The sequence below is a fragment of the Nitratidesulfovibrio sp. SRB-5 genome (assembly GCF_019931275.1).
Lineage (GTDB): Bacteria > Desulfobacterota > Desulfovibrionia > Desulfovibrionales > Desulfovibrionaceae > Cupidesulfovibrio.
Genome location: NZ_JAIOTY010000001.1, coordinates 1,771,087 through 1,782,479, shown reverse-complemented (window position 1 = coordinate 1,782,479; position 11,393 = coordinate 1,771,087). Strand labels below are relative to the sequence as shown.

Annotated in this window: 8 protein-coding genes; 7 read left to right on the top strand and 1 reads right to left on the bottom strand. The window is 68.5% G+C overall.

Going from position 1 to position 11,393, the window contains the following annotated elements:
• The first annotated feature begins 100 nt into the window (after positions 1–100).
• From K6142_RS07305 to aat, 3 genes are read left to right on the top strand one after another with little or no spacing between them, the layout of a single operon-like run.
• The gene (locus K6142_RS07305) at positions 101–403 is read left to right on the top strand and encodes an ATP-dependent Clp protease adaptor ClpS (protein ID WP_190244369.1); all 303 of its coding nucleotides are present in this window, start codon (positions 101–103) and stop codon (positions 401–403) included.
• Between the two features lies 1 nt (position 404).
• Positions 405–2,852 carry an ATP-dependent Clp protease ATP-binding subunit ClpA gene (gene clpA, locus K6142_RS07300; RefSeq protein ID WP_190244368.1) on the top strand — a complete coding sequence of 816 codons (2,448 nt, stop codon included), beginning with the start codon at positions 405–407 and terminating at the stop codon, positions 2,850–2,852.
• Between the two features lie 20 nt (positions 2,853–2,872).
• Positions 2,873–3,682 carry a leucyl/phenylalanyl-tRNA--protein transferase gene (gene aat, locus K6142_RS07295; protein WP_411722700.1) on the top strand — a complete coding sequence of 270 codons (810 nt, stop codon included), beginning with the start codon at positions 2,873–2,875 and terminating at the stop codon, positions 3,680–3,682.
• Positions 3,683–3,904: 222 nt separating this feature from the next.
• Here the strand turns inward: aat and K6142_RS07290 are convergent, their stop codons facing one another.
• On the bottom strand, positions 3,905–4,426 hold the full coding sequence (locus K6142_RS07290; protein WP_190244366.1) for a hypothetical protein: 522 nt from the start codon (positions 4,424–4,426) through the stop codon (positions 3,905–3,907).
• 320 nt (positions 4,427–4,746) lie between these two features.
• Here K6142_RS07290 and uvrB point away from each other — a divergent pair, with 320 nt between their 5' ends.
• The 4 genes from uvrB to ligA all read left to right on the top strand — a co-directional run bounded on the left by uvrB (position 4,747) and on the right by ligA (position 11,374).
• Positions 4,747–6,789: an excinuclease ABC subunit UvrB gene (gene uvrB / locus K6142_RS07285; protein WP_190244365.1), complete on the top strand. Its 2,043-nt coding sequence runs from the start codon at positions 4,747–4,749 to the stop codon at positions 6,787–6,789.
• A gap of 240 nt (positions 6,790–7,029) precedes the next feature.
• A complete protein-coding gene (locus K6142_RS07280) occupies positions 7,030–8,070 on the top strand; it encodes a potassium channel family protein (protein WP_190244364.1) in 1,041 nt (346 codons plus the stop codon).
• Entirely contained in the window at positions 8,067–8,927 is an 861-nt protein-coding gene (locus K6142_RS07275) for a hypothetical protein (protein WP_190244363.1), read from the top strand. The genes K6142_RS07280 and K6142_RS07275 overlap by 4 nt, the downstream gene beginning before the upstream one ends.
• Positions 8,924–11,374 carry an NAD-dependent DNA ligase LigA gene (ligA, locus tag K6142_RS07270; protein WP_190244362.1) on the top strand — a complete coding sequence of 817 codons (2,451 nt, stop codon included), beginning with the start codon at positions 8,924–8,926 and terminating at the stop codon, positions 11,372–11,374. The genes K6142_RS07275 and ligA overlap by 4 nt, the downstream gene beginning before the upstream one ends.
• Positions 11,375–11,393 lie beyond the last annotated feature (19 nt).

Below are 11,393 nucleotides of genomic sequence, written 5' to 3'. Positions count from 1 at the left end.
ACCTGCCCGCCCCTCGGGATACTCGGGGCCCTCGGGATCCTCGGGATCCTCGGAACCGGCAGGCCCTTCAAAACCCGGCGGCCCGTCGAATCCATCGGACATGCCCGATGGCGGCAGGGACACGGAGATCCTCATCGAGGACGAGGTGCGCGAGCCCCGGATGTTCCGGGTGCTGCTGCACAACGACGACTACACGACCATGGAGTTCGTGGTGTCGATCCTGGTCGAGGTGTTCCGCAGAACGCCCGACGAGGCGACGCGCATCATGCTGGCCGTCCACGAGAAGGGCGTCGGTGAATGCGGCGTGTACACGGCAGAGGTGGCCGAAACCAAGGTCGCCCTCGTGTATGCCCGCGCCCGGCGCGAAGGCTATCCACTGCGCTGCACCCTCGAAGAGGTATGACATGATCGGAAGACGCCTTGAAGCAGCGCTTACCGCCGCCGTCAACGACGTGCGGACGCGCAATCACGAGTTCCTGACGCTGGAGCATCTGCTCTACGCCATCACCGGCGAGGATGCGGGCAAGCACATCCTTGAGGCCGTGGGGGTGGACGTGAAGTCCCTGCGCCTGCGCCTGGAAACCTTTTTCGCCACCCACCTGGAGCCGCTGCCCGCAGATACCCCCACCGAGGTGGTGCAGACCCTGGGCGTGCAGCGCGTGTTGCAGCGGGCCATCCGCCACATGCAGTCCGCGGGCAAGGGCGCCGTGGAAATCGGCGACGTGCTGGCCGCCATTTTCGAAGAAGACGACGCCTACGCCACCTACTTCCTGAAGTCGCAGGGGGTGACCCGGCTGGACGTGTTGCAGCACATCTCGCACGGTGCGCCGCAGGGTGGCGACGTGGACGGCGGCGGCGACGCCGAGAGCGAGGACGGAGCGCCGGACACGCCCCGCATCGACGCGCTGGAAAAGTTCACCGTGGACCTGACCGCCCGCGCCCGCGATGGCCGCATCGACCCGCTCATCGGGCGGGTGAAGGAACTGGAGCGGACCATCCAGGTGCTGGCCCGGCGGCGCAAGAACAACCCGCTGTACGTGGGCGACCCCGGCGTGGGCAAGACCGCCATCGCCGAAGGGCTGGCCCTGCGCGTGGCGGGCGGCGACGTGCCCGAGGAATTCCGCGACGTGCGCATCTTTGCTCTGGACATGGGCGCGCTGCTGGCGGGCACCAAGTACCGTGGCGACTTCGAGCAGCGCCTGAAGGGCGTCATCACCGACCTCGGCAAGGTGCCGGGGGCCATCCTGTTCATCGACGAAATCCACACCATCGTGGGCGCGGGCTCCACCAGCGGCGGCTCCATGGATGCCTCCAACATCCTGAAGCCCGTGCTGGCCGACGGCAGCATCCGCTGCATCGGGTCCACCACGTACGAGGAGTACCGCAACCACTTCGAGAAGGACCGCGCCCTGTCGCGCCGGTTCCAGAAGATCGACGTGCAGGAGCCTTCGCAGGACGAATGCGTGGACATCCTGAAGGGGTTGCGCCCCTACTACGAGGACCACCACAAGGTGCGTTACACGCTGCCCGCCCTGCGCGCGGCGGTAGAGCTTTCCGCCCGGTTCATCACCGAGCGGCTGCTGCCGGACAAGGCCATCGACGTGCTGGACGAGGCGGGCGCGGCGGCCCGGCTGCGGCGGGGTGCCCGCGCGGCGTCGGCATCCGATGCCGCCATCGGCGTGAAGGAAGTGGAAAAGGTGGTGGCGCGCATGGCCCAGATACCGTCGCGCACGGTGTCGTCCAGCGACCGTGACCGCCTGCGCACCCTTGATGAAGACCTGCGCAACGTGGTCTTCGGGCAGGACGCGGCAGTGGGCATCCTGTCGCGGGCCATCCTGCGCGCGCGGGCGGGGCTGGGCCGCGAAGACCGGCCCACCGGCAGCTTCCTGTTCTACGGTCCCACGGGGGTGGGCAAGACCGAACTGGCCCGCCGCCTGGCGGAAGTCATGGGCATCGGTTTCCTGCGCTACGACATGAGCGAGTACATGGAGAAGCACTCCGTGTCGCGGCTCATCGGGGCGCCCCCCGGCTACGTGGGCTTCGACCAGGGCGGCCTGCTGACCGAGGCCATCCGCAAGCAGCCGTACACCGTGCTGCTGCTGGACGAAATCGAAAAGGCCCACCCGGACATCTTCAACATCCTGCTCCAGGTCATGGACTACGCCACGCTCACCGACAACACCGGGCGCAAGGCGGACTTCCGCAACGTGGTGCTCATCATGACCTCCAACGCGGGCGTGCGCGAAATGAGCGCCCCGTCCATCGGTTTTGGAGCAACCGCTCAGGAAGACGTGGCGGGCAAGGGCCGCAAGGCCGTGGAGAACATGTTCAGCCCGGAATTCCGCAACCGGCTGGACGCCATGATCCCCTTTGCCGGGCTGACCACCCCGGTCATGGAGCGTATCGTGGACAAGTTCGTGCTGGAACTGGGCGCCGGGCTGAAGGATCGCCGCGTGCGCCTGGAACTGACCCCGGCGGCCCGCGCGCGGCTGGCCGAAAAGGGCTTCGAGCCTGCCTTCGGGGCGCGTCCGCTGCGCCGGGTGATCCGCACCGCGCTGGAAGACGAACTGGCCCGCGAGGTGCTGTTCGGCAAGCTGCGCAAGGGCGGCACCGCCATCGTGGACGTGGCCGCGCCGGAGGCTGCGGCAGCGCCCGCCAGGCCCGCCCGCAAGGGGAAGGGCAAGGCGGCCAAGGATGGCGCGCTGCCAGCCGTATCCGCCGACGTGGCCAAGGCCGCGCCGACAGTCTCAGCCACGGCCGGGCCGTCCGCCGATCAGCAGGGGATTGCCGGGCTGGGGCTGGTGTTCCGCTACGAGCCGCTTGGCGGCGACGAAGCCGCCACCGATAAATGAACGTGCGGGTGCTGGGGCGGATGGCCGGGGACGGTTCCGACTTCCCCGATCCGGTCGCCGCGCCGCCCGAAGGGCTGCTGGCCGTGGGGGGCGATCTTTCGCCCGCCCGGCTGGTGGCCGCCTACCTGCGTGGCATCTACCCGTGGTACGACCGGGGCACGCCCATCCTGTGGTGGTCGCCCGACCCGCGCTGCGCGCTGCTGCCGGACGAACTGCACGTCTCGCGCAGCCTGGCGCGGTGCATCCGCTCGAACGCCTTCGAGGTCACCTTCGACAAGGCCTTTGCCCTGGTTATCCGGCGCTGTGCCGCCACGCCCCGGCAGGGGCAGCGCGGCACCTGGCTGGTGCCCGCCATGATCAACGCCTATGAGGGGCTGCACCGTCTGGGCATCGCCCATTCGGCGGAAGCGTGGCAGGACGGCAGGCTGGTGGGCGGGCTGTACGGCGTGGCCCTGGGCGGGGTGTTCTACGGCGAATCCATGTTCCACCTAGTGCCCGAAGCCTCCAAGGTGGCCTTCACCTGGCTGGCAACATGGCTGCGCCAGGCGGGGTGCACGCTCATCGACTGCCAGCAGACCACGCCGCACATGGTGCGCTTTGGCGCGCGCGAACTGCCGCGCCCGGAATTTCTGGCCCGGCTGGCGGACGGGGTGCGCGGCGCACTGCGCCTTGCCGACGGCAGCGAGGTGCGCTGCCCGGAAATTTCGGATTTGCCGATGCGGACCTTGACGCCGGGGCCGGACGCCCCGTGGATGGCCGCGCAACAGCCTGGGGCGGAAGCAAGACCGGCCAGGCACTGGCGTGTCCCGGCCGGTTTCAGACCCTTGTGACGGACGATGGACGGAACGGGCACGCGGCCCGTCGTAGGCGGGGCATGGTGCCGGTCAGCACGTGGCCGGTCAACACGTGGCCCACTTGCGGGTAGCCGACCCGGACGTGCGCTGCACCAGGGCAGGCATGGTTGCCGCGTGCATCCGCTGTCCGGTGCCGCGCTGCCCTGTGGCGCGCTGTCCCGTGCCGCGCACCCAAGTGGCGTGCGGCGGCGCGGCGGGTTATTCCTGTTCGTGCACCAGCGGTTCGTGCTGGGCCAGGTCGTAGAAGCCGCGAATGGCAAAGGGCAGCGGATAACGGGGCACCTCGTCGAAGCGGATGACCCCCATGGTCTTGCCTTCCGGCAGGGCGGAGAAGGGCACCACCCCGCGCGGCACCGGCAGTTGCAGCGGACAGGCGATGATGCAGGTCAGCCGGTCTGCGTAGCGTTGCGATAGGTAGTCCACCACCGCGTCGCGTTCCGCCTCGGTAAAGGCTTCCAGCACCGTGCGCAGGGCGTCGGTTTCCGCTTCCGGGCCGGTCAGGTCGTCGGCGCCCGGCGCGCTCGGATCAAGCGGCGCCCCCACCAGGCCGGGCACCGCGCGCAGGCTGTCCAGCCCCTGGCTCGTTGCGTCCCCGTCGGGCAGCCGGAAAAGATGGGCCTGTACGTTGCGCCGCCCCTTGAAGGTGCGGATGGTGACGGATATGACGTGGATGCGCTCCACCGGGGGCGTGCCTTCCACGGGAATGACGGTCAGTTCCATGCGGGCTCCATGCGGGGTTCCGGCATGCCGGGGTCGTGGACCTGGCCACCGGAGGCGCGTGCTTCGTCGGGTTTGGCGTGGCGGCCACCGGAGTGCACCTGCGGGTGCAGGCAACGGGGCGTGCCGCTTCCGGATTTTCTAGACCATCTTTCCGACGGATGGAAGGGGGCGGCAGGCCGTACCGCGTCTTCGTCCCCCCTTCCTTCGGGCTTCCATGGGCCGCATGGCCCCCGGGCAGCCTCTGCTGCCGTTGCGAGGCGGCGTGCCTGCCCCGACGTTTCAGGACTCACCACCGGCCCCTGCGGGCCACGGATGCATACATGACCCAATCCCCGTTCATTCTGCGCACCGACTACGAACCGCGCGGCGACCAGCCGGAAGCCATCGGCCAGATCGTCTCCAACATCGAGGCGGGCGTGACGGACCAGGTGCTGCTGGGCGTCACCGGTTCCGGCAAGACCTTCACCATGGCCCAGGTCATCGCCCGGTGCGGCAGGCCCGCCCTGGTGCTGGCCCCCAACAAGACCCTGGCCGCCCAGCTGTACAACGAGTTCCGCCAGCTGTTCCCCGAGAACGCGGTGGAATATTTCGTCAGCTATTACGACTACTACCAGCCTGAAGCCTACGTGCCGTCATCGGACACCTACATCGAGAAGGATTCGTCCATCAACGACAACATCGACAAGCTGCGCCACGCGGCCACCCATGCGCTGCTCACCCGGCGCGACGTGGTCATCGTGGCCTCGGTGTCGTGCATTTACGGCCTGGGTTCGCCGGAATACTACGCCAAACTGGTCATCCCCGTGGAGACCGGGCAGCGGCTGTCCATGGATGCGCTGATCACCCGGCTGGTGGAAGTGCAGTACGAGCGCAACGACTACGACTTCCATCGCGGCACCTTCCGGGTGCGCGGCGACGTGCTGGAAATCATTCCCGCCTACCATCACGAACGGGCGCTGCGCATCGAGTTCTTCGGCGACGACATCGACGCCATCAGCGAGATCGATCCGCTGACCGGGCAGGTGCTGGCATCCGTGGGCAAGACGGTCATCTACCCCGCCAGCCATTACGTGTCCGACCGCGACAACCTGGTGCGCGCCATTTCCGACATCCGCGACGAACTGGGCGAACGCCTGCGCGAACTGAAGGGCGGCAACCGCCTGGTGGAGGCGCAGCGGCTGGAACAGCGCACCATGCTCGACCTCGAAATGATGGAGGAAATGGGCTACTGCAACGGGGTGGAAAACTATTCGCGCCATCTGGATGGCCGCAAGGCGGGCGACCCGCCCTCGTGCCTGCTGGACTACTTTCCCGACGACTTCCTGCTGTTCGTGGACGAATCGCACATTACCGTCTCGCAGGTGGGGGCCATGTACAAGGGCGACCGCTCGCGCAAGTCCACCCTTGTGGACTACGGGTTTCGCCTGCCCTCGGCGCTGGATAACCGCCCGCTGGAATTCCACGAATTCCTGGCCCGGCTGAACCAGGCCATCTATGTGTCCGCCACGCCGGGCAAGTGGGAGCTGGACCGCTCGCAGGGCATCGTGGCGGAACAGATCATCCGGCCCACCGGCCTGGTGGACCCCATCACGGAGGTGCGGCCGACAAAGGGACAGGTGGACGACCTGCTGGGCGAATGCCGCCTGCGCGCCGCGCGCGACGAGCGGGTGCTGGTGACCACCCTGACCAAACGCATGGCCGAGGACCTGACAGAATACTTCAACGAGATGGGCGTGGCCGCCCGCTACCTGCATTCCGACATCGACACCATGGAACGCATGGCCATCATCCAGGCGTTGCGCCGCAAGGAATTCGACGTGCTGGTGGGCATCAACCTGCTGCGTGAAGGTCTTGATATCCCGGAAGTTTCTCTGGTATCTATCCTTGATGCGGACAAGGAGGGCTTTCTGCGCTCCGCGGGTTCGCTCATCCAGACCTTTGGCCGCGCCGCGCGCAACGCCGAAGGCCGGGTGCTGATGTACGCGGACGTGGTGACCCGCTCCATGCAGGCCGCCATGGACGAGACGGCGCGGCGGCGCGAACGGCAGACCGGCTACAACGAGGCGCACCACATAGTGCCCGCCACCATCCGCAAGGCGGTGGAAACCCCGTTCGACGCCATCTACGCCGAAGCCGCCGAGGCCAAGGGCCGCAAGGGCAAGGGGCGCAAGGGCGCGGCGCAGGCGGCGGAAACCTTTGCCCCGTGGTCCAGCGATCCGCACGAACTGGCCAGGCAGATCCAGCAGCTTGAGCGCGACATGCGCGAGGCCGCCAAGGAGCTGGAATTCGAGCGGGCGGCGGAACTGCGCGACCGCATCCGGCTGCTGCGCGAGCATCTGCTGGGGGCGGGCGGCGCGGGGTAGGGTGCCGCAGCGGGACTTTGCGGACTGCCCGATACCGGCATGCCGGGCTCGGCGTGTCGCGGGGCAAGCGGCACAGGCTGGGGGCCGGCGGCGGGGTTACTGGCGGGCATGACGGCGGGGTTACTGGCGGGCATGACGGCGGGGCCATGATGCGCGATTGCGGGCCATGGCGCAGGTCATGGGCATAGTGCGTAAGACCAGCCCATTCCGGGCCACAACGGTCACACAGGACAACGGCGCATGCGGCAACACCCGCTGATCACCCGGTACCATCGGCTGCGCACCCGCCTTGGCGCATGGGGCCCGCTGGTCATCAGCCAGTGCACCATGCTGGTGGTGTTTGCCACGGCCACATGGGCCTACTCGCATATCGAAGGCTGGTCCCTGTGGGACAGCTTCTACATGGTGGTCATCACCCTTTCCACCGTGGGTTTCCAGGAAGTGCACCCCCTGTCCAACGCCGGGCGGGTGCTGACCACGGTGCTGATTCTGACGGGTGTGGGCAACTTCGCCTTCATCCTCGGCGCGTTCTCGCAATTGCTGGTGGATGGCAAGCTTTACAAAGTGCTCGGGAGGCGCAGGGTGCTGAAGACCATATCCTCGCTGCGCGGCCACTGCGTCATCTGCGGTTATGGCCGCATCGGCTCGGTGGTGGCGCGCGAACTGATGCAGGAAGGCGTGCCCATCGTGGTGGTGGAAAACGACCCGGTGGCCGTGGAACGGCTGGAGAACGACGGCATCGTGCACCTGGCGGGCGACGCCACAAGCGACGACGTGCTCAACGCCTGCAACATCGGGCATGCACGGGCGCTCATTGCCGCGCTGTCGCTGGATTCCGCCAACGTGTACGTGGTGCTGAGCGCGCGGCAGCTGAATCCGGACATGGCCATCATCGCCCGCGCGGGCGATGCATCGCACATCGGCAAGCTGCAACTGGCGGGCGCGGACCGGGTGTTCCTGCCGCACCATCTGGGCGGGCTGCGCATGGCCCAGTCCATTTTGCGGCCCACGGTGACCACGTTCATGGAACTGGCCCACTCCAAGACCGACATGAACATCCAGATGGAAGAACTGACCGTGGGCGACGCCTCGGAACTGGCGGGCAAGACGCTGATGGCGTCGGGCATCCGGCAGCGGTTCAACCTCATCGTCATCGGGGTGAAGAAGCCCGACGGGCGCATGCTGTTCAACCCGGAATCCACCTACGAACTGAATCCCGGCGATACCCTGGTCACCGTGGGCAGGCCAGAGAATTTCCGGCAGTTGCAGGAGATTCTGTGACGGGCAACGGCGAGCAGGACGGTCGTGCCGATACGGCGCCGGTCGCCGCGCCCGTATCCACCTTCGCGCCCGTACCTGCCCCTGCATCCGCGTTGCCTCCCGTCATCGCAACGGTCATCCTGCACTACGGCGATCCGGCACTGGCCGCCAATCTGGCCGATACCCTGCGCCGGGCCGACCCGGACCACGCGGAACGGGTGCTGGTGCTGGACAACGCGGCCCCGCGCCCGGCCATGGGCGCATGGCGCAGGCTGCCGGACAACCTGTTCTGGGGCGGCGCGCTGGCGTACTGCATGGACGCGGCGCGGGACATGGGCTGCACGCACCTGTGGTTCCTGAACAACGACATTTCCTTCGAGACGCGCCCGCCACTGGTGGCGCGGGCGGCCCTGCGCATGGCCCGCATGGGCGCGGCATTGGCCGCGCGCGGGCTGGGCGGGCCGGAAAGCAAGGTAGGGGTGTACGCCCCGGCGGTGGACCGCAACCCCTACCACCCGCAGATGGTGCGTGACGCGCGCCTCCAGTACCGGCGGGTGGCGCTGGTGGACGGCATCGCCCCGATCATCGACCTTGATTGCGCCCGCGAGGTTGGCGGCGCGGACTGCGCCGCCAACCCGCGCGGCTACGGGGTGGACGTCTGGCTGTCCCTGCGGGCGCACCGCGCGGGCTGGCCGGTGGTGGTGGACCATCAACTGGTGGTCCGGCATCGCTACCACACCACGGCGCGCTCCGTGGACGGCTTCATGGATGCCGCCGCCCGCGCAGAACACGACTACATGACCCGCCGCCTCGGCCCCGCATGGCGCGACGAGGTGGCCCTGCTGCAACACCAATGGACCGACGAGATCACGCTGTGAGCATTTCCGACGATATTTCCCCTGTGCCTCCCGCCCCCGTTTCCGAGCCGAACGTCGAGCAGGACGCCGGGCAGGATGCCGGGCAAGACGCCGCGCCCGCCCATGTGGCCGCCCGCGCGGAAGCCCTGCGCGACCAGTTGAACTACCACAGCCACCGCTACTACGTGCTGGACGACGCGGAAATCTCCGACGCCGAATACGATGCCCTGTTCCGCGAATTGCAGGACATCGAGGCGGAATGGCCCAGCCTGCGCACGCCCGATTCGCCCACCCACCGGGTGGGTGACACCGTGGTGGCGGCGCTGGAGACGCAGGCCCACACCCTGCGCATGTACAGCCTGGACAACGCCTTTTCGGCGGAAGAGTGGGACGGGTTCATCCAGCGCATGCTGCGGGCAGAGCCGGACGCGCCCACCGCCTTCTGGTGCGACCCCAAGATGGACGGCCTGGCGCTGGAAGTGATCTACGAGAACGGGGTGTTCACCACCGCGCTCACGCGGGGCGACGGCGAAAAGGGCGAAATCGTCACCACCGCCATGCGCACCGTGCGCAACCTGCCGTTGCGCCTGCACGGCGATGGGCCGCACCCGGCCCGGCTGGAAGTGCGCGGCGAGGTGGTCATCACCCGCGCGGAATTCGATGCCCTCAACGCGGCGCGGCGTGGCGCGGGCGAAAAGCTGTTCGCCAATCCGCGCAACGCCGCCGCCGGTTCGGTGCGCCAACTGGATGCCTCGGTCACGGCGGGGCGTCCGCTGCGCTTTCTGGCCTACGGGGTGGGGCAGGTGGTCTGGCCTGCGGAGGCCAGCGACGGCGCGGCTTCCGCCGCGCAAGGGCCGGAAGCTCGCTGGGCCACCCACGGACAGGTCATGGCCGCGTTGGCGGACTACGGCTTTGGCACCCCGCCCGATGCGCGCCGCTGCGAAACCCCGGCGCAGGTCATGGCCTACTACGAAGACCTGGGCCGCCGCCGGTCGGAACTGCCCTTCGATATCGACGGCGTGGTGGCCAAGCTGGACGACCTGTCCGCGCAGGCCGCGCTGGGCTACACCGCCCGCGCCCCGCGCTGGGCCATCGCCCTGAAGTTTCCCGCCCATCAGGCAACCACCCGGCTGGAGCACATCGCCATTCAGGTGGGCCGCACGGGGGTGCTGACCCCGGTGGCGGAACTGGCCCCGGTGGCCGTGGGCGGGGTTACCGTGTCGCGCGCCACCCTGCACAACGAGGACGAAATCCGCGCCAAGGACTTGCGCGTGGGCGACATGGTGGTGGTGCAGCGCGCGGGCGACGTGATTCCGGAGGTGGTGCGCCCGCTGGTGGACCAGCGCCCCGCCAGCGGCCTGCCGGAGTTCGAATTTCCCGCCGAGTGCCCCGTCTGCCACACCCCGGTGCGGCGCGAACCCGGCGAGGCCGCGTGGCGCTGCGTCAACGTGGGGTGCCCCGCCGTGGTGCGCCAGTCCATTATCCACTTCGTGTCCAAGGCCGGGCTGGATATTCAGGGCGTGGGCCGCAGATGGGTGGAACTGCTGGTGGACCGGGGCAAGGTGACCAGCCCGGCGGACCTGTTCGGGCTGGACAAGCAGACCCTGCTGGCCTTCGAGCGCATGGGGCCGAAACTGGCGGAAAACTTCATCGCCGCCTTTGACACGGCACGCACCGGGGCCACCCTGAACCGGCTCATCTGCGCGCTGGGCATCCGCCACGTGGGCGAACAGACCGCGCGTACCCTGGCCGCGCACTTCGCCGACCTCGACGCGCTGGGCGCGGCACAAGCCGAAACATTGCAACAACTGCCGGACATCGGGCCGGAGGTGGCCGCATCCATCCGCGCCTTCTTCGCCAACGAGGGCAACCGGGCCCTGCTGGAACGCCTGCGGGACGTGGGACTGTGGCCGGTGCGCCCCGTGCGCTCGGAAGCGGACGCGGCAGGAGCGCCGGGCGAAGGCAGCGGTCCGCTGGCCGGGCTGGGCGTGCTGTTCACCGGCTCGCTGACCACGCTCACCCGCTCCGACGCGGAGCGCCGCGCCGTGGCCGCCGGGGCCAACATCCTTGGCAGCGTCAGCAAGAAGCTGGACCTGCTGGTGGTGGGTGACAAGCCCGGTTCCAAGCTCGACAAGGCCACAAAACTCGGCATACGGGTACTGCGGGAACAGGAATTTCTGGACCTGCTGGAAGGCAGGGGCGGGGATGTGCCGGGGGATGGTGATGGAGCGCCCGGCAACGAGGGCGAAGCCCCCGAAGTTTCGGCGGATGTTCCCACCGCCCCTGAAGTTCTCGCCGATGCGCCCGCCGCGATCTCTGCCGACGCGGCATCAGGCGTGGCTTCCGGCGTGGCTCCCGTGATGTCGGGCGGCCCCGGCCGGGCCGACATCACCGACAGGACCGGCAGGACTGACAGCGCCGACGCACCGGCCATGCCCCGCAAGAAGGACCAGCATTCGCTGCTGTGATTTCCGCCATTTCCGATCA